Genomic DNA, 20,393 nt, shown 5'->3' on the forward strand with positions numbered 1-20,393 from the left:
TCCCTACATGCCGCGCCAGCGGCTTCGTTCAATCCCAAATCGATTCAACCTAACCCCATTCCGCTTTAGCTGGTCAACCGGAAGAAGCTCCTCCGGCTCTACCAGGAAGAGAAGCTCGCGGTGCGCCGCCGTGGCGGCCGCAAGCGAGCATTGAGATAAGGGCACCGATGATGGATGATGGTGCCAATGGCCTCCAACGATCACTGGTCGCTGGACTTCATGTCGGATAGCTCACGGACGGCCGCCCCTTCCGTACCTTGACTGTGTCCACGAGGGCACCCGTGAATGCCTTGCGCTGGTGGCCGATCTTTCGCTCACCCGGGCGGCACGGGAACTGGACCGGCTAATGACCGAGCGCGGCAGGCCCAAGATGGTGCTCAGCGACAACGGCACCGAACTGCACCAGCAACCCCCATCTGACATGCGCCGGTCAGAGACGCGTCGCCTGGCATTACATCGCGCCTGGCAGGCCCATGTAGAATGCCTTCATCGAGAGCTTCATGTACAGACGGCCCCGCGCATGGAAGGGATTTAAGCAGCACTTTGGAAGACGGTCGGGTGCGTTCATGTATACGGCCTGTTAATGAGACCGATGCCATGGCCGCTGGCCCTGAGGGAGATCGCGGATCGAGGCCTCATCAGCGGGTCGCGCTTGTTGCGCTTAAAGCTCTTCGGGCTTGTTCGATCCCCAGCTCCGCCGGCGTCCATCATACTGTCATTTGCCCTCACACCATAAGGTGGCCAACATACGCGGAAAGTCAGGCCGCGAGCTTAGGCCGATAGAATTCCCCGGTCGTCGTCATCGCCCAGACGATCCGGGCAAACTTGGTGGCGAGGCGATCGCGACGACCGTGGGCCGACGCCGTTCAAGCAGGGCCTCGATCCAGCCGCCTCCAACCCGGGAGCGTGCCTTTGGGTACCGAACGACGTTCCCTGCGCCGATGACAAGCAAGTGCCTGAGATAGGAATCGCCCTGTTTCGTAATCCGGCCGAGCCGATCCTTCCCGCCGGTGGAACTCTGCTTAGGCGTCCGGCACAGTCGCGACAAGGGCCGTGGCCGTTATGGGACCGACGCCGGGAATCGAGGAAAGCAACTTCGCCAATGGATTTTCTATCTGAATGTCAGCCAGCTCCCGTTCGATGATCTCGACCTGCCGGTCCAATTCCTTCAGTTGGTTCACAAGGACGGCTAGCAGGCTGTTGAAGAACTCAGTCGCGTTCGCAAACGAAGGCTGAATCGTCGCCATCGTGTATGTAGAAGTGGCCGACGAGCCTGCCCGCAGTGCCGATCATAGCCCATCCGCGACCGCAGGACGGATCATTCTCGTCGTGCCCTTCCCATGAGAACTCGGCGCAGGCCGATCCGTCGCGGGTGTCGTAGCGCACGTCCAGGAAGCCCTTGAGAGCCCCAAAGGCGATTTCGCCATCGGATTTACCCTGGAAGGTGAGATGCGCCTCTTCGACGAGATCGAGGAAGTCGCTGTCCCAGACGTCCATCTCGACGATGCGCCAGCGGCCGGCAAAGGCCTTGGCGAAGCCGGGCACCTTGGCCATCAGCCGGTCTCCGCGATCAGCTTGGGCAGCCGCACCAGATTGTAGGCGGTGGCAGCGAAGGTAAAGGCCCATCCGACGCGCTCACGACCACGGAACCTGGTCTTCTCTTGCCCGGCGACCGTCTTGATCCAGCCGAATGCCTCCTCGATGCGCTTGCGGATGCGCTGGCTGACGGCATAGCCGCCGTGCCGGGTCGTCCGTCCGTCAATCGTAGAGCTACGGCCGCTGATGTTCTGCGCAACATGCGGCGTCACGTTCATCGAGCGCAGCTCGTTGACGAAGTCTTCTGCGTCGTAGGCTTTGTCGGCGCCAAGCGTGATCGCTGTCGGTCGGTCGGCATAGGGCTCGATCATGTGCAGCGCGGCCACCCGTTCGGCATGCCCGTCGGCCTGCGTCAGGCAGGCGTCGACCAGCAGGCCGTGGCGGTTCTCCATCAGCCCGTGCCCGATGAAGCACAGCTTCGTCTCCTTGCCTTTGCCCTTGCGGTAGAGCCTGGCGTCCGGATCTGTGGTCGAAGCATGGGTGTCGTTCGAGCGTGTCTGGCCGTGGAAGTCCGCCTCGGCATTGCGCCCGCCGCCCGGCGCTGGCGGCTCGCCCGAGCCGTCCTTGGGTTTGACGCTCTTCATCGAGGCCCAGGCTTCGATCAGCGTGCCGTCGACGGAGAAGTGATCGCTCGACAGAAGCCTCTTCACCTTGGGCTGCGCCAGCACCGCCGCCAGGAACTTGGCCGCGATGTCGCCTTCCAGCAGCCGGTCGCGGTTCTTCGAGAACACCGAATGGTCCCACACCGTGTCGTCGACGCCGATTCCGACGAACCAGCGGAACAACAGGTCGTATTCCAGCCGCTCCATCAAAAGCCGCTCCGAGCGGATCGAATAAAACGCCTGCAACAGCATCGCCCGCAGCAGCTTCTCCGGCGGGATCGACGGCCGCCCAATCGGCGAATAGAGCGGGGCAAACTCGAGCTCCAGCGCCGACAGTGCCTCGTTCACAATCGTCCGGATCGCTCGTAGCGGATGATCACGCCGCACCCGCGCCTCCAGGTCAACGTAGCTGAACAGCTCGCCCGTTCGATTGTCGCCGCCGCGCACGCACCATCTCCGAATCTCGTCGGAGCCAATGAATCACGGTCGCCGGTCGGCGGCGAGCGCCTTTTTCAACAGCCTGCTAGTGCGATGCGGGCGTGGGCCGGTAGCGTCAGTTCCTCGTCATCCAACAAGTCCACCAGACCCTCCACCCGTTGCCGGCCTTGCCCGACAATGATTCCGAACTCAGCAAAGTGAGCCCGAATGCGCAGTGTCGTGGTTCGTTGGCGGACCAACAAGCGTCTTGCACGATGAAGCATCAAGAAGCCCTGGTTCTCGGCGCTCTTGATTGGAACGAACCGCATATTGGGACGGGTGACCGCTTCGCAGATCGCGGCCGCGTCAGCGGCTTCATTCTTGGCTCCTCTTCGTACGTAGGGCTTAACATAGGCTGGCGGGATCAATCTCACATCGTGTCCAAACTGCCGAATCTCCCGCGCCCAGTGGTGAGCAGTCGCGCAGGCCTCAATGCCGACTAAGCAAGGTGCGAGCGAGGAGAAGAACGACACGATCTCGCCTCGCCGCAGGCGTTGGCGACCAGCCACTTGGCCCCGGCCATCAACTGCATGGATGTGAAATACGTGCTTCGAAATGTCTTACCCAATTGTCGCGACTTTGGTGAATTGCTCCTGTTAGCGGGTTCGTCCATCGCAAGTATATCGCCGGCGCCGAGGGAGCGGGGCCGTCTTCCCATCAATGGCCGGCTGCGCATGAGCTCCTCAAGAAGACTCTGTTGATCTCACTGGCGCAGGCTCGCGTCGCGCTCGGACGCTGGCGGCCGATTACAACGACGCACGACCACACTCGCAGCTCGGATCGAAGATCCCGCCGAGTTCGCCTTCACCTGTAACCCGCGCCGAGATTTGGCGCTGCGCTACGCCAAAAGCTGCGCGCCAGCTCCCGCCCCTACGCTGCCCAACTGGGCAAATCCAGCAGCCAGAGCGAACAATATTGGATGAAATTTGGGGCAAGGTCATCGGGTGTTCGGTCGCGGTCAAGTTCGCACTCTACGACACGCGCTTTTTCTCTGCTTTGGAGGCATCTGGGCGTTTCGAGCACGACGCCAAGTCCGGACCGATTCCGGAGCGTCTATGTCTCTTGAGGACTTAGCCGATCCATTCCATGGCAGTGCCTATCATCCTTATAGGAGGAACGTGGGATCTCCATGGGTGCTCTTGCAGCTTAGAAAAACGCCGCGATCGAGTTGGGCGCGACGTTTGGAAGTGAGAACCTTCTCGTTTTTACGCGGATTCTGGCGCGCATGGCTTCAGCTGGCGGGTTCGGGATCGGCGTTACCTTTGCCACACGTCGACAAGATTTTCGCAGCAGATTTCGCTCATCATGTGACTTCGGACCACAGCCACACACTCTATGTTCAAAATCAATCGTGCACCCCAGCCAAATTGCCGGGAAAGGCAGAAGAAATCGATCGAACCTCAGTAATTTCATCTGGAACATTGTCAATTCCACTCTCAACTGGAGGAAATACACAAGAGTTGGGCTCGGCTGTTGAGCATAACGGAACCGCAGTCATTGATCCTGATGGCCGTCGATCCACTCGATGAAGGTCCAGGAGTCTCAGGACTAACACTACTCTGGCAATTTCGTCGCTTTAGTGAGCCTGTGAGGATTCCCGAATCGATTTTTCAATGATTCATAGGGGGTCGGCTTTTGGAGGGGCCGACCATGGGGAAGGCGACGTCGGACTGGGAAGGTGAACTCGAACGTTGGCTGAAGCCATTTCTGGATCGCTTGGGTCATAAGGCCCGGTGACGGATGTGCCCGCTTTACATTGCGGGGCTGATCGGCCCCGGTGAACGCAAAAGCATTCAACCGATGGCGGAGCGCTTCGCAGCGGGCGATTACGACCAGCTGCACCATTTCATTGCCGATGGCGTCTGGGACGCGACGCCGCTGGAGACAGAGTTGTTCAGTCAGGCCGACCGGCTCGTCGGCGGCGACGATGCAGTGCTGGTTATCGATGACACCGCGGTGCCGAAGAAGGGCGAACGCTCGGTCGGTATCGCGGCTCAATATGCCTCGGCGCTTGGCAAGACGGCAAATTGCCAAACGTTGGTGTCGCTGACGCTTGCGCGCGGCGAAGTGCCGGTGATGATCGCATTGCGTCTCTTCCTGCCAGAGAGCTGGACAAGCGACGCCGCACGCTTGAAGCGCGCCGGCGTACCGGTCGAATACCGGGCGTCACGATCCAAGCCAGAGATTGATCGCGCGATGGCAGCCGGCGTGCGCTTTGGTTGTGTGCTGGCGGACGCAGGATACGGCCTCAGCGCGCCGTTTCGACAAGGGCTCACGGCACGCGGGCTGGCCTGGGCCGTCGGCATCCCCCGTCACCAGAAGGTGTACCCGGTCGGCGTCAAGTTGATCTGGCCGGTCGCGATGCGCGGGCGTCCCCGCAAGCGGTACATTCCGGACATCCTGTCGCGGGCAGCCGAAGACATGCTCGCCGATGCCAAGTGGCAAACTGTGAGCTGGCGAACCGGGACCAAGGGTCGATTGAAAGCGCGTTTTGCCGCCGTTCGGGTGCGGATCGCCGATGGACCACCGCAGCGGATCAAGGATAAGGGCCAGCAGCATCTTCCCGGCGAGGAGGCCTGGCTGATCGGTGAACGCAGAACCTCAGGGGAGAAGAAATACTATCTCGCCAGTCTGCCGGCCGCGACAGATCTGCGCACACTAGCTGCCACGATCAAGGCGCGATGGATCTGCGAACAGGCACATCAGCAGTTGAAAGAGGAACTCGGGCTTGATCACTTCGAGGGACGATCCTGGCAAGGTCTTCATCGTCACGCACTCATGACCATGATCGCGTACGCCTTCTTGCAACACCGCCGCCTCGCACAAGCGGGGCGGAAAAAAAGAAACAACGGACCCCCGCCTCAGCCAAGCTTGCCGGCCGTACGTCACGCCATCGTCGATCTCATTCTTCGACCGCCATCCCAGCGATGCCCATATTGCAGAGGACGAATCCGTGAAAAGCTGCAGCCCAAATAAATCTGCCAAAGTAGTGCTAAGCTCGTCCGGAGGCATGCATTGGGCAACTCAGCCATAAAGCGGTTGCGCAGCTGGAAATCCAATTCGCCCGACGTCTGGCGCCACTCGGGATCGGGTCATCGTCGCAAGAATTCAAGAAAGACGCTGCAGCGCCTCACCGCCTACATTCGGATCAACTCGAACGCGAGAGACACCGCCAAGCTCACCTGAATTTCAATCTCAATGATTGCGACCCCTGCACGCTGCGCGAGCGATGAGGACGCCGCAATATCGGAGCTGGCGCAGAAGTGATCTCGACAGGAAACAAGAACTGGCACAACTTCACCACTCAACCGACCTTCGCGAGCTAACCCACGCGACTGAATGATTGGCTTCCACAGAACCCATTGCGCCGAGCCGTAGCGACACCAAGCCTGGCCCGCCATAAATCTGGGCAGGAAATGTCCAACAGAGCGAGCGGCCGTCCCGACGACTTCGAGCCGGAGACCTTCGACACAGACGCTTGTCGGTCATACGCCTATGTCTTCGCTCTATGTCACCCTCCGCAAGGCAGCTTTCGCCGGAGCTATAGGTTTAAATGGCGCGGTTATGTCGATATCTTTCATAGCATCGCACAGGTGAAACACAAGGCGTCGCCATCCATCAGGTAATTAGCAAACTCGCTTCAGCCGACCACCAGTCATCGTCCTCTCGCCAGTATCGACCCGCCCACCTTCCAAGATTCAGCATACTGCCAGTGAACTTCCATGCGGGCACTTCTCATGCGATATCCGACACGTACCAGGAAGTAGTTGGCGAAGTACTCTTTGATGAGATAGCGCCTTATAGGCGCAGCAGAACACGAAATCGGTGATGCCGTAGTGCGAGTAGATTTTCTAAGATGTGCCACAGAGTCGGCTTGCGGCCGCTCTCGATCGCTGGCTTGGGCTGAAGGTAGTTTTCCACGGAGATTCGGTTCCAAGGGCGCCGACGAGGATCACAGCTTTCACCATTGGCTCGTTTGGCCATTCGGGCGTTTTCGCCTGGCTTCGCGGCAGGACTGCTCCGCCAGCGCGGCGGGGCGCACCGGCTTCAACAAAAACTGCCTGTAAGCATTCGGATACTCGTCGTATTCAAGCGAGGGGGAGGCGCGAGTTACGAACGTAGCAGCGGCGACGTAGTCCGCCTGCCCTGATCCAAACGAGGCCATCACACCGGGTTCGTTAAGACGACGTGGGCCCTCCGGCTCGATCAGTACCCACGCTTTGGCCAGATCGGTGCAGTTCTCAAGCCGGAGCGTTTCCACAGCGAGTGCGTTACTGCCGGGATATCCTCCCGCGAGCCATGGTAGACCGAGCGCTCGCGCCTCGAGCACGTACAGCAGGCCCGGAGAGCGGCCAGAGAGATCGATCACTGGGGTGCCGGCTTCAAGGCCGGCCGCACGAGCCTGAACCCTAGCCGTGGTCAGATAATCGTGAAAGAGTTCCGACAGCACCAATTTTCCACCACCCGGCATGGGCGTGACAGCGGTATAAGCGCGCAGATCTTTGACTTGACGGAATGGCTTAACGATGCCCGCATTGATCACTGATGCAGTAAGCAACTGTGCTAACACCGTCACGGCCACTAGGGTGCTGAAGCTGCGCCCCTGTTCCGCAAGAGGGCTCAGGAAGGCAACGACTGCGAGCATCCAGAACAAAGCGGCATCCCAAGCGACCCTCCAGTAATTGAGAAAGGAGCCCAATGCGAAAAGGTGCGGCAGGATCAAAAAAGTTGTCGCTAGAGCGATGCTAGTGCGAATCTGGGTGCGGAGAACCAATCCCCGACGGTAGAACATCGCGCCAAGCCATGTGAATGCCGGCACCAAAAAGAGGGGGGAGGGCTCGAGCTTGATCGGATCGATCCCCAACAGGGCAATCGCTATGGTGACGATCAACATCACAGCGAGAACCATCGATGAGAGCAGCTTGTGCGTAGACCCGATGAGAATGTTTAGCAGAAGAGCTGTCGCCAGTAACACGGCAATAGCGAGTTGCGAGCGACTTGTGATTAGCCAGTCGATCCGAAACATGTGGGAAATCTCGTGGCGAGCACCAAATAGGATTTCCAGCTGAGCGCTCTTGACCATGCGGGTCAAGAACCCGGTGATGCCGCCGTCAATCAAATAGGCGCTTACGAGCAGTAGAATGAGAGCGATCAGCGCCGCGCCCAGCATGGGCAGCAGGGATCTTCGGCGCAAAAAGACGACATGGAGCATAACGACGAGCGCAATGGCCGCAGCGGTGCTCGGCTTGGCCATGAAGCAGCACCAGCCGCCAACGCCGATCACTGTGCATCCCAAGACCTTGCGAATGAGCCCCGGCTGATCGGCTAGCAGCAAGCCGATCATTACCATCGAGAGCGATTGAAAGTTCAGCGTGTTGTAGTTGGGAGTGGGCAGCCAGAGATGAAAGGCGACCAATGTTAAATTGGCGACCCCTGCCGATAGCACCACCGCATGTGGCCGGGCCGCCGTCCAGAGGCGCCGGATCACAAGAAAGGCGAGGATCCAGCCGAGCGCCATGGTGAGCGTGATGTTCGCCGCCCGAAGTGCTGCGATGTCGCCACGCACCCATTGATATGGCCAGTGGTAGACGAAGCCGAAAAGGCTCACCGGAATATTGATTGCGTAGGCGAATGGATTTGCGATGGAATTGAGGTAGAGACCTTCGTCGCTGAAATCGAGACCATAACCGCTGTAATATAGCAGCCAAGCGAAAAGGATCGCTGTAGTTACGGCGGAGAGAGCCAGCAAAATCCAATCCAGCAAGACTGAGGACGTGCTTCCGTTGGCAAACGGCTCATCTAGTGACATAGGTTCCTGCCTCCTCGCGGACGAGCCATTCCAACGGATATCCGTCTCGATGAACTTAGGTGACCTGAGCTCCGCAATCTTCTCCAAGAATTGGTAGGGTCCGCCACCTTGGTGATCTGGGGCCGGCAACTGGACCATTTTTGCATAGGCCATCACTGCCGGATCCCCTCGGCTGCGGAGTGGAGACGATGAACGCCTCAATTCTCTGACTCCCAAACAAGCTGTTCTACAACCGCTATCTCGTTGATCTCGGTCACTGCCACATCAAGATGCGCGGTCGCGAAGCCATCGCTGCAGCTGCTTGCGCGCTTGAAAGCATGCCCCCGCGCTTCTCACGAGGTCAATGATGACAGGCAGGTCGAGGTCACCCTCGATGGTTGCATCGAGTGCGCCACCCGTCGGGGGACTCTATCGGTGACAGGCGGTTTGCTGGGCAAGAAGCGCGCACTCGATGTCGAAGACGATACCTACGATCCTAAGCGGGCGCTCTCGGCCACGGAGAAGATCGATGGATTCGGGATTCCGTTAGTCGCAGGACATTATTGCTCGTCCTCGTCGATCCTGAGCTCCGAACGCTGTGCCGAGAAAAACGTTCTACAGATCACGCCCGCCTCGACCAATCCGACTTTCAGGGGCGAGGGCTGTGGAACGTCGCCCGCGTCTGCGGCTGCGACGATCAGCATGGCGCGGTTGACGGCGACTGCATCGCCAAGAACTTCAAGCGCAAAAACATCGCGATCCTCAAGGACGACATACGGCAAGGGTCTCGCCGCCGAGACCAAAAGGCGTTCAACAAGGCCGGCGTTATGTATGAGTCCTACACAAAGGGCGACAAGGATTTTAACATCATCGTGTCGTGGCTTGGGCAAAGGATGGTTCAGGAAGGGATCAGGGACCGTTGTTTGCGACGGCCCGATGATGGCCGCGCTTGACGAGTTCGACGTTGTCGTAAAGGCTAGGTGCAGCACAAATCATCGTTGGCCTGAAAATCTTGTCTCGCGCAATATGACCTCCTTCGATGCGCTCGTGATCTCCGTCACCATGAGCGGCCGCTCAAGCCTACCACATCATTCCCGATCACGTTGAACTGGCCGCTATCGTCAGGATCTCCCTACCCAGCGTGCAGGACTTCGCCGAACGACAGACTTTGGCGGCTGTTCAAGACATTGCGCAGGAATTTGGTGTGAATGTCGAGTTCAAGTACCTTCGACACGACCATCACCTTCAACGGCCAATCTCGCGATCAAAGCGGTACGGAATCTCGTGGGCCCGCATCTATGGACGACAAGTTCAAACCGCGGATGGCACCGGCGGAGGTCGCCTATATGCCTTGCGGCACAGCCGGAAGCTTTCAAGCTTCCGCTGAAGGCCCCCTTCCGAGGGCCGCCGGTTTGTGACATAGCACCCATTTACTCGCACGTTAAGGGCACGTGTATCGACAGTAGGGTTTTTGTCTGGTCCGGAACGGCGGCAGCGTTGGACGCTGGCGGAGAAGCATCGTATCATCGAGGAGAGTCTGGCGCCTGAGACGACCGTGGTCGAAGTCGCTCACCCGCATGACATACATCCGAACCTGCTGCATCTTTGGCGATGACAGGTACGCGGACGGTGATCTCGATGGGCGGCCAAGCGGTGCGCCAGCCAACGACGTTCCTTTGCATCGGTTGCGATAGCGGACGAGCAGGTCTGAGCGCCGCCACCTGGAAATGATCGAAATTGAGTTCGCGAGCGGACGCGGTTTCGGATCAGCGGTTCGGTCGAAGCAGCCATTGTGTCTGCTGTGATTGCGGCCGCGGATCGGAGCGAGCGGCGCCAATGATCCCGCTTCCGGCGTATTTCGCAAAAACGGGACAGCGGTTTCGCTAACTAAAGTACAGCAGTTTCGCTAAGTCGCGGACAGCGTGGCGGCGCTGGCTTTTGGTTGCCTGGTTGTTAAAGTCAATTGGTATTGGTTTCGCTATTTTCGACGTCGGTCAAGGGTCGCGCGGCTTTTTTCCTTCGCATGCTGTCCCCTTCAAGGGCGCGATACGGTGGGCGTTGTGGATGATCCGGTCGAGGATGGCATCGGCGATGGTGGGCTCGCCGAACACGGCAGTATACCCCTATTCTTGAGCGGCTCGTGTCTCACGTCACGATCACCGACCCGCATCATTTTCTGTTTGGGCACCGGCTTGAGGTGCTCAAGGAGCGGTCGGGGCGCGGTCCTGCCTACGTCGTTGTCGCGCTGCCGGACGGCCGGCCGCGGGCGGTTCGGATCGCGTCGACGGATCTTGCCGAGACGATCACTTCCCGCCCGAATGCCGCCGATCTGCCGCGCATCAGTGCACGTACGCTGATCCCATTGATGCAACATTTGAGCGCGAGTCTGAGCCTTCTCGACGAGAAGGTGATTCGCGATGACCCACCGACCGCTTCGAGGTCGCGTTGCGTATCGACCCCTGCCGACGCCGGCAAATCCACCCGGCCGCCCGACGGCCAACATTCCGCGCCTGTGGCCGAATCTGTCGACCGCGACGCAAACCCAGATCGCTCAAATCCTCGCCACGCTGCTGCGGCGAATGCAAGCGGTTCCCGGCACGCCCGGAAGGGGACTGGTCGTGCTGATCAGCTTGAACGTCGCTGACGAGCGGCTCACGACTGCGCACCGAGCTAAACTGGCTTATGTCTATGTGCGGCAGTCATCCGTGAACCAGGTGCGCCAACACCAGGAGAGCACCGAGCTGCAGTACCGCCTCGTCGATCGCGCCATCGGTCTGGGCTGGCCGCCCGAGCGCGTCCAGGTGATTGACGAGGATCTGGGCAAATCCGGTGCTGGCGCTGTGGATCGTCGTGGTTTCCAGAAGCTCATTGCCGAGATCGGCCTTGGCAACGCCGGCCTTGTGGTGAGCCTCGACGCTTCTCGCTTGGCCCGCAATAACCGGGACTGGCATCAGCTTCTCGAGCTGTGCTCGGTGTTCGGCGTGCTCATTGCGGATGGCGAGCGGCTTTACGATCCGCGCGCCTACCACGACCGCCTGCTGTTGGGCTTGTCCGGCATCATGAGCGAGGCGGAGCTGCATCAGCTTCGGATGCGCCTTCACCAAGGAGAACGCCAGAAGGCGGCACGGGGCGAACTGCGGCTGCCCCTGCCGGCCGGGCTCGCATATGATCGAGCCGGCACAATTATTCTCAATCCCGATGAGGAGGTGCAGGCCCGCCTTCGCCTTGTGTTCGCCAAATTCCAGGAACTGCAAAGCGCCCGCCGTGTGATGCGTTACTTGGACCGGAACGGATTGTCCTTGCCGGTTCGACCGCTGCTTGGACCAGCTCCACACGAGGTCGTCTGGCGTGCGCCAGATAGTGCACGCGTCCTTAGTATCCTTCAAAATCCGGCCTATGCTGGGGCGTATGTTTATGGCCGCCGGCAAAAGGATCCGAGCCGATGCCAACCGGGATCGCTGACGGGAACGGTCAAGGTGGCGATCGCCGACTGGGCGGTTTGCCTCCACGCCGCTCACCCAGGCTATATCAGCTGGGAGCAGTTCATGGCCAATCAGGGGCGACTGGCAGATAACGTCTTCCGCTATGAGGCAGGACACTCTGGCGTACGTGCAAGGGGGCAGCGCTGTTACAAGGAATTGCGATCTGCGGCCGTTGCGGACGGCGCATGAGCATGCGCTACACGGGCCCGAATGCCGACTATCCGGTCTATTGCTGCCGGTCGGATCGGGACCAGCAAGGTAGTGCACTGTGTCAGGAAGTCCGGGCCTTGGCGGTTGACGCGCTGGTCGAACGGATGCTCCTCGACGCCCTGGTGCCGGATCAGATTGAGATCGCACTCGCGGCGGCGGGCCAACTGGAGCAAGAGAGTCGCCAGCTCGAGCGTCAGTGGGCGCTTCGCGTGGAGCGCGCCCGCTACGAGGCCGAGCGCGCCCGGCGTCAGTATGACGCCGTCGAGCCCGAGAACCGTCTTGTGGCGCGCTCACTTGAGCGGGCTTGGGAAGAGAAGCTGCGTGTCGTCGAGACGGTCGAGCAGCAGCATGCGCGTTGGCGCGCGCAAGAGCCGCTTCTGATTGGCCCGGCGGAACGCGCAGGACTACAAACGCTCGGCGAGAACCTGCCGCGGATTTGGAATGCGGCCACCACGTCGGCAGCCGATCGCAAGCGCATTCTGCGATTTGTCATCCGCGAAGTCGTTCTTGATCAGAAGCGGAGCCGAGGTCAGGTGTGGCTCAAGATCGTCTGGCAGACCGGCGCAACCAGCGAGCATCACGTACAACGGCGCGTTCATACCTACCGCAACTACATCGACATTGATCGGTTGCGGCAACGGATCGTCGAGTTGAATGCTGAACACAAAATGGATGGCGAGATCGCGGCAATACTCAATCAGGAAGGCTTTGTCGCGGCCCGAGGCTGCGCCTTCAAAGGCGAGAACGTCTGGCTGTTGCGCACCCGCTGGGGCATTCCCACTGTCAAAATCAACGGCAAGGACGAGAATCCGATGCGCTGGCCCGACGGCAGCTTCTCGATTCAGGGCGCAGCGGCTGAGCTTGGAGTAACCCCGCAAACAGTGTTCGATTATCTTGCACGCGGATTGCTGGCAGGTCGTCAGTTAGCCAAAGGCCAGCCATGGCAGATCGAGCTCTCAAACGAACAAATCAGTCAGCTTCGCAATCGGGTACGACGCACCAAGCGTTCGAAGAAGGAGGCATCATGAAGTCATCGGCTCGCCGATCATGTCATGCCATTGGGCAACGGGCAGCTGGGCGGTGATCAGGGTGGATTTGCGCCTGTAGCGCTCTTCGAAGATTTCGAGGAGATCGAGGCGTTGCTGATCGTTAAGGGTGTGGGTTCCCCAGTCGTCGAGAATGAGCAACTGAACACGTGCCAGCTTGTCGATGAGGCGCGGGAAGCGACCGTCGAGACGGGCCATAGCGAGGTCTTCGAACAGGCGCGGCACACGCAGATAGAGGACGGAATGATCGAGCCTGGCCGCTTGGCGTCCGAGGGCGCAGGCCAACCAGGTTTTGCCGGTCCCCGTTTGACCGGTGAGGATGAGGTTCTCGTGGGCTTTCAGCCAGGCGCCTTGCGCCAGCTGCAGGGTGTTGCGCCGGTCAAGCCCGCGCCGGGACGCGAAGTCGATATCTTCGATACAGGCATCGACGAAGCGGAGCTTGGCTGCAGCGAGGCGATTGGTTAGGCGTCTGTCAGCGCGCATGGCGGCTTCGCGATCGAGCATCAGACCGAGCCACTCATCCCGGCTGAGATCGGCGGCACTGTCCTGTTCGGCCAGCTGCCGGTAGGCGGCCGCCATTCCGTCAAGGCCGAGCGCCTGCATCTGGTCGAGGGTTGGATGGGTCAGCATCACGATAGTCCTTTCCTTCATTGATAATAGGTGCCGCCACGGATGTTGGCGTGTGAGGGCGCGGCTTTGACAGGTTCGGTGGCGGGGCTCGTGCGGTCGAGCCCGGATTTGAGGATGGCGCTCACGGAGGAGTAACTGATCGCGTTGATGACGAGCGCCCTCTCGCAGGCCGCTTCCAGCCGACTGCGCTCGTAGCGCCGCGCCAGAGCGATGATCCCCATAGCGGAGCGATAACCCTGTTCGGGATGCGGGCGCTCGCGCATCATCCGCTCGACCAGGGTAGCGGCGTTGACGCCGATTCGCCCCGCCATCCTGATCAAGACTGCGGGCGTCATATTGGCGTAACGCTGATGGGCCTTGGGCATGTGCTCATTCACCGTGACGTGGCCACCACGCTGGGAACGGCGAACATGGCTGGCGATACGCGTGTGATCCTGGAAGATCTCGACAGCCCGATAGGTGAGCCGGACGTCCACCCGACGGCCGATCAGCCGGTGCGGCACCGAGTAAAAGGTCTTGTCGACTTCGACGTGATAATCGGGATGTACCTTGGCGGTTTTCCACTCGGCGTATTCGAATGGCTCGCTCGGCAGTGGCGCCAGTGCGTCGCTCTCGATCTCTTCGAACAGCTGCCGGCGGGATTTGCCGATATGGCGCATCGGCCGGTTGTTCAGCTCCTCGAGCAACTCGCCAATCGCGTCATTGAGATCGGTCAGGCTGAAGAACCGCCGGTGGCGCAGCCGTGCCAAAATCCAGCGCTCGACAATCAATACCGCGCCTTCAACCTTGCCCTTGTCGCGCGGCTTGCGGCTGCGGGTCGGCAAAATCGTCGTGTCGTAGTGCTCGGCCATGGCGGCAAAGGTTTGAGCGTCGGCTCGAACCAGAATGCCTTGACCACTCCGGCCTTCAGATTGTCGCAGACGATCGCTTTGGGAACGCCGCCGAAGTACGACAAGGCCCGGGTCTGGCCTTCGATCCAATCTGGTAGTCGCTGACCGAAGCTCCCCATAGCGATCAGCGACGAGGCCCCGAGCACCGCGACAAATATCTGCGCCTGACGGATCTCGCCGGTTTGCGGATCGATCACCTCGACCGTCGGGCCGGCATAGTCGGTCTGCATCACCGCACCCGCCGCGTGGCGGTGGCGGAAGGTCGGGTTCGCCCGGCGCTGATAGGCGGCAAACTTCTCGCAGAACCACGTGTAGCCATAGCCGTGGGGATGCGCCGTCCGGTACTCCTGCCACAGCAGCGTCAGTGTCACGCCCTTGCGCTTGAGCTCCTGCGCCACCCGCGGCCACTCAGGTTCGCTCAAGTCCTGCGGCGGCCGCCCGACCCGCCGGAACAGAGCCCGCTGCAACGCCGTCTCGCTCTCGTAAATCGGCGGCAGCGGCCAGCTTAAACCCGCTTCACGCGCCCGCAGCAGGTAGGTGGCAACCGAGGTCTTGCTGATCTGAAGCCGTTCCGAGATCGCTCGAACCGACAGGCCCTGCTCGTACGTCAGCCTCAGGATCGATCGTAGGTCCTTCACAGTGGTTCGTTTCGCTTGCTTCCGTCTCGGCATCGCCCCTCTCAATCAGCTTGAGAGAGAACATTGCCTGAACGGCGCTCCCGAAAAACCAGCCTCCACAACTGTCCGCGATTTAGCGGAATCCACGTCCCGGAATTACTGAAATCGCTGTCCGCGAATTAGCCGAATCCACGTCCGGGAATTCCCGAAACACGCACGCTTCCCGCGGGCGTACGGGTGTGGCTCGCGATTGGCCACACGGAGCTGCGGATTGATTTGGAGCATATGATTATGCAGAGTTGGCTGTAGCTGACCGCAATTTTCCTTGCTATCAACAGTTTACACCGAAGCCGGAGGGTTCTGACTCAGCATAATTCGAGGTTTCCCTCGCTGTCTTAATGGCAACGAGAGGAGGCCGACTATGGCCAAGCCGCAGCAAAGTCGCTGCATTCGTCAGCGCAGCATGGATGCGGGCGAACTCGCCCCGCTGGCAACGGAGTTTGTGGCCGATCTACGGGCGCAGGGACATTCCTGCCTTACTGTGGGCGGCTACGAGGCTTCTGCTCGTCACTTCGTCTGCTGGCTCGTGAAGGCAGAACTCGCGATCGGCAAAAATAGCGAGGATGTCCTGCTTCGCTTTGCGCGACATCATTGCCGTTGTCTCGGCACTCGACGACTAAACCGTTTTCAGCAAAGTATGTGAGGCGGGCGCGCAGGTTTGTCGAGTTTTTGGCAAAGCGCGGGATTGTGCAGCGCGCGTCGCGCACCCGGCGACCAATCAGCAGGTATGCGAATTCCAGCAGTGGCTGCGACGGCATCGCGGCATCTGGACCGGACGATCAACCGCACGCCGCATGGTCATGCGGATGCTGCCGGCGTTTGGAACCATGCCAGGACGATACAACGCTGATCTTATCCGCGCGGTGATTGTCGCGGAGACGATTCGAGCCTCAATGGCCTACGTCAAGAGATGGCTATGGCGTTGAGAGGTTACCTGCATTTTCTCAGTGCGCGCGGGCTCTGCCGAGCAGGGCTCGACCAGGCCGTGCCGGTCATTCCGCAGTGCGTTTGTCGGCGCTACCGCGCTACATCGATTCCACCGATGTGGATCGACTGATCGCGACGTGCGATTCGGCCACCCCGCCAGCCTTCGGGATCGGGCCATTCTGCTTCTTTTAGCGCGTCTGGGCTTACGAGCCGGCAATATCGTCACGCTTTGCCTCGACGATATCGATTGGCAACAGGCAACGCTCTCGGTGGATGGCAAGGGTGGTCGCGAGACAAGGCTTCCGTTACCCCAGGATTCGGGCGACGCCGTGCTCGACTATTTGTATCGTGGCCGACCTCGACCTGTCTGCGACCGGCTGTCCCGGCTTGTTTCCTTGCCAGATCGGCTATCCATTCGTTTCATGGACAGGTTGCGGGACTTAGCGTTCCCTTCCCTCAAGCGTGTCCCGGTAAGCCCAGTTCCCTGCCTTCCTCAGTACTACGAAGCCGCTACGACTGCCCGCTGCGTATGTCCGTCAACTTATGTCCTTCGCCTCCGGATTCGACATGCCTTGTTATTTCGTGTTCGCATGCGCGCTCCCGATGCCCGCCAAGTCGGGACATCCGGCCTGGAACATTGTTGAGGCCGGTGCTCCGCGCCAGCTTTCCATGTGGACACGAACGGGATTTCCTAGGTTTCCGGGTGACCCATCCCCCTGCTCGGCGACTCCGGCCGAACCGATGAGCCGGGCCATACCGTCTTTCCCGGTGCTGCCCCCGGACCCAACACGGCGAAGGCTCCAGCACGATCATAATTTTGAGGCTTTGCCACAGGGCTTTGATACCCGCTGTCTACGCTTCACGAGCGACGTTGCCGTTACCTATGGAAGACTCGCTCCCGGCTGGCGATCACCTAAATGGGCCCATCGTCTCGGATCGCCCAGCAGCTCCGTGGATTGCAGGATACTGTCCAGCCACTGAATGCTCTCCTTCTTCTCGATGGCAACGCGCGTTGGATTGATCTTCTTCTTACGCGCGGCGGTCCTGTTGAATTTCTTCCGGCTCCCTCGACAGCCTCAGTCCAAGCGGCAGCTCTTCGATTGTCACCGCCAGGCTCGAGTGCATCAGGGTGCCGCAAACGTGTGCCATCTCAGGCGGCCCACCTTGTCTCGGTCTCTGTTATGCTCTTGGTAATTCCCGATCGCGCCAGAGGGTACCATTGTAGTCGGCCCTCCAGCATCCGAGCGTGACGGGCTTGGAGCAGTGACGTGAACAGCGTCTTGTTCAACAGCTCGTCCCGTAAGCGGCCATTGAAGCTGTCATGAACGCATTCTGCATAGGCGTGCCGGGCGCGATGTAGTACCAGACGACGCGGCTCTGATCCGCCCAGGTCAGGATCGCGTTGCTGGTGAGTTCGGTGGCGTTGTCACTGACCACCATTTTGGGCTTGCGGCGCTCGACGATCAGCCGGTCTAGTCCCCGGGCCACCCGGGTGCCCGACAGCGAAGTGTCGGCTACCAGAGCCAGACACTCGCGGGTGCAATCGTCGACCAGGGTCAGGATGCGGAAGCGTCGGCCGTCGGTGAGCTGATCCGAGACGAAGTCGAGCGACCAGCGATCGTTGGGACCATCGGCACCATCATAGGCGTCCGAGTCCCGATCGCCCGCTTGCGGCCGCGGCGGCGACGCATCGCGAGCTTCCGTTCTCGGCAGAGCCGAAACAGCTTCTTGTCGTCTAATCGCTGTCAACTGCCCTGGGTACCGGACCTTGTCGTCTTCGAGGTCGGAGGAATGTGCCGCCTCATCATGGCCCTCGCCAGTGGATCTCCCCATGTGATTCCCGCGGTCTGAAGCCGCCCAAGAAGTTCCGGGATAATCCAGGCAGCGTCCTTCCAGGACGATCTACAGAGATACTGGCTTAGCTAGCTGTGGAGCCTCAAGAGGTTGTTCCCGGCTAAACCGAGTCGGCTGATGGGTGTTGTTGGCCTTCAGGCTACCATGGGGCCGGTGCCAATTGTAGCGATGGAGCCAGTTGGGCAGTTCGGCCGTTCGCTGGTCTGAGTTCTGGTAGGCCTGCGCATAAGCCCATTCGCGAAGCGCGGTTTGGATGAAGCGCTCGGCCTTGCCGTTGGTCTTGGGCGTATAGGGCCTAGTAAAGATTTGGCGAAGGCCGAGGCGTTTGCAAGCTGCTCGAAAGCTCTTTGAGCGGTAGCACGAGCCATTGTCGGTCATCACACGCTCGACACGGACTCCGAGCCTGGCGAAATAAGCGACGGCGGCCTCAAGGAAAGCTACAGCACTTTCCTTGCGCTGATCGGGCATGACCTGCACGAAGGCGACGCGCGAAGCATCATCGATGCAGACATGGACGAACTCCCAGCCGATGCCATGGTGGCGGTTGATCGCGCCTGGATACCGCCCGGTGATGCGATGTCCCGCCGACCCGATCCGGCCGAGTTTCTTGATATCGAGATGAATAAGCTCGCCAGGGTGCTCGCGCTCATAGCGGCGGATCGGCTCGGCGGGCTCCAACGCGGCGAGCCTGTTTAGCCCGAGCCGACGCAGGATGCGGCTGACGGTCGCCGGAGAGATCCCGACTTCGGCGGCGATCTGCTTGCCGGTGTGGCGATGCCGGCGCAAAGCCTCGACTGCGGCGCATGTGGCAGGCTGGGTTTGGCTTGGCGATGAAAGGGGCCTTGAGGAGCGATCACGCAACCCACTCACGCCTTCCGCACGGAAGCGCTTGACCCATTTGGCCACCGTCTTCGCCGAAACGCTAAATTTCAGCGCTGCTGCGGCGTTGGTCAGGCCACCTTCGATGACGCTCCGCACCATCGCCTCTCGACCTTTCGGCGTCAGAGGCGCATTCTTATGGGTGTCCATTCGGTTCTCCCCTCGGAATCTGAAGCTTCAGCAACCTCAGCTTCCTCGGTCAGGGCCGAATGGACAACCTCCTGAAAGCTCACAGCTAGCTAGGCTAGGCTCAGCTAGCCGGCGCCGCCGCGACCTCCGTGCCATCCAGCCAGATACGGCGCAGGATGATGGCGAGTTTGCGCGCCAGGGCAACCTTCGCCTTTCGCGACCCGATCCGAGCCATTAATTGCTGCCCCCAACGGCGGAGTGCACTAGCTTTGCGCACGCGCGTCATGAGCGCGTTGGCCGCCCCGAACAAAAGGCTTCGGGCCATGCGGTCGCCTGACTTGGATATCCGGCCAGAGATATCGAACTCGCCGGATTGATAGCGCCGAGGTGTCAGGCCGAGAAACGCTCCGACATCGGTGGATCGGGAGAAGCGGTTAGGATCGTCTACGGCCGTCGTGAACGTCAACAGTAATCGCGCCTACACCGGGGATCGTTATCATCCGCTGGCAGGCCTTATGGGTGCGCGCGAGACGTAGAAGCTGCGAATCGAGCCTCTGCCTGGGCTCTCCCGCAATACGCCAAGCCTCAAGCAGCGCGTCAATGGCGCTTCGGATCAAAGGGTCCGCCGGACATCGCGTCAGGACTGCGCGCTCGAACGTTCCCCCTTACCGGCTGCGAGCACCACGCCGAAGGTCTTCAGTAGACCACGAACTTGATTGTAAAGCGTCGTTCGAATCGTCACGAGTTCGCTTCTGGCTGAGAGCAGGGCTCGGACACGACAGCTCTGCAGGCTCTTGATAGCGACGGGCCGGTACCAACCGGAGCGCACCACTTGCGCGATCCCGAACGCATCGTTCACATCGGTCTTGTTAACTTGCAGCGAGAACGCCGCCGCGACATGGCGCGCGTGGATACAGTCGATTGGAACGTCGAGAGCGCGCAGCCAAAGCCAGATCGCCAGCGGCCCGGTTTCCATGCCCACCCGAACCGCGTCTGGAGCGTGCTCGTGCAGCGCCATTGCGATGCACTCCGGTTCCGACGGGCATTTGCCCCGCCAAGTGCGCCGACCGTCACCGTCGATAACGCAAATCTCCGTCTCCTTTTGCGATACGTCCAAAAGCCTCGTGCGATTAGGCCATGTGGTTGACCCAGGCAGCCCTGCCGCTTAAGCAGCACGCGAAGGCGTCGATAGCCGAAGCGGCGCAG

The 20,393-nt window shown here is 60.4% G+C and carries 10 protein-coding genes and 10 pseudogenes; 8 read left to right on the forward strand and 12 right to left on the reverse strand.

Going from position 1 to position 20,393, the window contains the following annotated elements:
* Positions 1 to 72: 72 nt before the first annotated feature.
* A pseudogene (locus tag QA643_RS25985) lies at positions 73 to 476 on the forward strand (DDE-type integrase/transposase/recombinase); the annotation flags it as partial.
* A 390-nt stretch (positions 477 to 866) separates the two neighbouring features.
* On the opposite strand, the pseudogene QA643_RS38760 reads toward QA643_RS25985, so the two are convergent.
* The 4 genes and pseudogenes from QA643_RS38760 to QA643_RS26005 all read right to left on the reverse strand — a co-directional run.
* A pseudogene (locus QA643_RS38760) lies at positions 867 to 1,247 on the reverse strand (transposase).
* Entirely contained in the window at positions 1,210 to 1,554 is a 345-nt protein-coding gene (locus QA643_RS25995) for a hypothetical protein (protein ID WP_283028636.1), read from the reverse strand. The pseudogene QA643_RS38760 and the gene QA643_RS25995 overlap by 38 nt, the downstream one beginning before the upstream one ends.
* The gene (locus QA643_RS26000; RefSeq protein ID WP_283028657.1) at positions 1,554 to 2,645 is read right to left on the reverse strand and encodes an IS5 family transposase; all 1,092 of its coding nucleotides are present in this window, start codon (positions 2,643 to 2,645) and stop codon (positions 1,554 to 1,556) included. Before QA643_RS26000 ends, QA643_RS25995 begins: the two co-directional genes overlap by 1 nt.
* Before the next feature lie 122 nt (positions 2,646 to 2,767).
* Positions 2,768 to 3,232, reverse strand: a pseudogene (locus QA643_RS26005) (transposase); the annotation flags it as partial.
* Between the two features lie 119 nt (positions 3,233 to 3,351).
* Here QA643_RS26005 and QA643_RS26010 point away from each other — a divergent pair.
* A pseudogene (locus QA643_RS26010) lies at positions 3,352 to 3,598 on the forward strand (integrase core domain-containing protein); the annotation flags it as partial.
* Positions 3,599 to 4,288: 690 nt separating this feature from the next.
* A pseudogene (locus tag QA643_RS26015) lies at positions 4,289 to 5,632 on the forward strand (IS701 family transposase).
* 1,004 nt (positions 5,633 to 6,636) lie between these two features.
* On the opposite strand, the gene QA643_RS26020 reads toward QA643_RS26015, so the two are convergent.
* A complete protein-coding gene (locus QA643_RS26020) occupies positions 6,637 to 8,637 on the reverse strand; it encodes a hypothetical protein (RefSeq protein ID WP_283028658.1) in 2,001 nt (666 codons plus the stop codon).
* Between the two features lie 255 nt (positions 8,638 to 8,892).
* On the opposite strand from QA643_RS26020, the pseudogene QA643_RS26025 reads away from it, so the two are divergent.
* Positions 8,893 to 9,341, forward strand: a pseudogene (locus QA643_RS26025) (branched-chain amino acid ABC transporter substrate-binding protein); the annotation flags it as partial.
* A gap of 1,081 nt (positions 9,342 to 10,422) precedes the next feature.
* Here the strand turns inward: QA643_RS26025 and QA643_RS26030 are convergent.
* A pseudogene (locus QA643_RS26030) lies at positions 10,423 to 10,574 on the reverse strand (ATP-binding protein); the annotation flags it as partial.
* A gap of 306 nt (positions 10,575 to 10,880) precedes the next feature.
* On the opposite strand from QA643_RS26030, the gene QA643_RS26035 reads away from it, so the two are divergent.
* Together QA643_RS26035 and QA643_RS26040 are read left to right on the forward strand one after the other, a co-directional pair.
* A complete protein-coding gene (locus tag QA643_RS26035; RefSeq protein ID WP_283028659.1) occupies positions 10,881 to 12,134 on the forward strand; it encodes a recombinase family protein in 1,254 nt (417 codons plus the stop codon).
* A complete protein-coding gene (locus QA643_RS26040; protein ID WP_283028660.1) occupies positions 12,131 to 13,183 on the forward strand; it encodes a hypothetical protein in 1,053 nt (350 codons plus the stop codon). The genes QA643_RS26035 and QA643_RS26040 overlap by 4 nt, the downstream gene beginning before the upstream one ends.
* Here the strand turns inward: QA643_RS26040 and istB are convergent.
* Both istB and istA read right to left on the reverse strand, forming a co-directional pair.
* Positions 13,178 to 13,831: an IS21-like element helper ATPase IstB gene (istB, locus tag QA643_RS26045; protein ID WP_283034935.1), complete on the reverse strand. Its 654-nt coding sequence runs from the start codon at positions 13,829 to 13,831 to the stop codon at positions 13,178 to 13,180. The two genes, QA643_RS26040 and istB, sit on opposite strands and share 6 nt — an antisense overlap.
* 17 nt (positions 13,832 to 13,848) lie before the next feature.
* Positions 13,849 to 15,392, reverse strand: a pseudogene (gene istA / locus QA643_RS26050) (IS21 family transposase).
* Between the two features lie 367 nt (positions 15,393 to 15,759).
* Between istA and QA643_RS26055 the strand changes: the two are divergent.
* Positions 15,760 to 16,041 carry a hypothetical protein gene (locus tag QA643_RS26055; RefSeq protein ID WP_283028661.1) on the forward strand — a complete coding sequence of 94 codons (282 nt, stop codon included), beginning with the start codon at positions 15,760 to 15,762 and terminating at the stop codon, positions 16,039 to 16,041.
* Between the two features lie 421 nt (positions 16,042 to 16,462).
* On the forward strand, positions 16,463 to 16,969 hold the full coding sequence (locus QA643_RS26060) for a tyrosine-type recombinase/integrase (protein ID WP_283028662.1): 507 nt from the start codon (positions 16,463 to 16,465) through the stop codon (positions 16,967 to 16,969).
* Positions 16,970 to 17,543: 574 nt separating this feature from the next.
* On the opposite strand, the pseudogene QA643_RS26065 reads toward QA643_RS26060, so the two are convergent.
* The 4 genes and pseudogenes from QA643_RS26065 to QA643_RS26080 form a co-directional block, all read right to left on the reverse strand.
* A pseudogene (locus QA643_RS26065) lies at positions 17,544 to 18,064 on the reverse strand (integrase core domain-containing protein); the annotation flags it as partial.
* 183 nt (positions 18,065 to 18,247) lie between these two features.
* A pseudogene (locus QA643_RS26070) lies at positions 18,248 to 19,208 on the reverse strand (IS481 family transposase).
* A 100-nt stretch (positions 19,209 to 19,308) separates the two neighbouring features.
* Positions 19,309 to 19,653, reverse strand: a complete 345-nt coding sequence (locus QA643_RS26075) for a transposase (protein ID WP_283028663.1) — start codon at positions 19,651 to 19,653, stop codon at positions 19,309 to 19,311.
* A gap of 171 nt (positions 19,654 to 19,824) precedes the next feature.
* Positions 19,825 to 20,304: a transposase gene (locus tag QA643_RS26080; RefSeq protein WP_283028664.1), complete on the reverse strand. Its 480-nt coding sequence runs from the start codon at positions 20,302 to 20,304 to the stop codon at positions 19,825 to 19,827.
* Positions 20,305 to 20,393 lie beyond the last annotated feature (89 nt).

This window comes from Bradyrhizobium sp. CB3481 (genome assembly GCF_029714305.1).
Taxonomy (GTDB): domain Bacteria; phylum Pseudomonadota; class Alphaproteobacteria; order Rhizobiales; family Xanthobacteraceae; genus Bradyrhizobium.

Coding starts and splice junctions, on each gene's coding strand:
- QA643_RS25995 (WP_283028636.1), bottom strand. CDS start 1,554: ATGGCCAAGGTGCCCGGCTTCGCCAAGGCCTTTGCCGGCCGCTGGCGC.
- QA643_RS26035 (WP_283028659.1), top strand. CDS start 10,881: ATGACCCACCGACCGCTTCGAGGTCGCGTTGCGTATCGACCCCTGCCG.
- QA643_RS26055 (WP_283028661.1), top strand. CDS start 15,760: ATGGCCAAGCCGCAGCAAAGTCGCTGCATTCGTCAGCGCAGCATGGAT.
- QA643_RS26020 (WP_283028658.1), bottom strand. CDS start 8,637: ATGGCCTATGCAAAAATGGTCCAGTTGCCGGCCCCAGATCACCAAGGT.
- QA643_RS26040 (WP_283028660.1), top strand. CDS start 12,131: ATGAGCATGCGCTACACGGGCCCGAATGCCGACTATCCGGTCTATTGC.
- istB (WP_283034935.1), bottom strand. CDS start 13,831: ATGCTGACCCATCCAACCCTCGACCAGATGCAGGCGCTCGGCCTTGAC.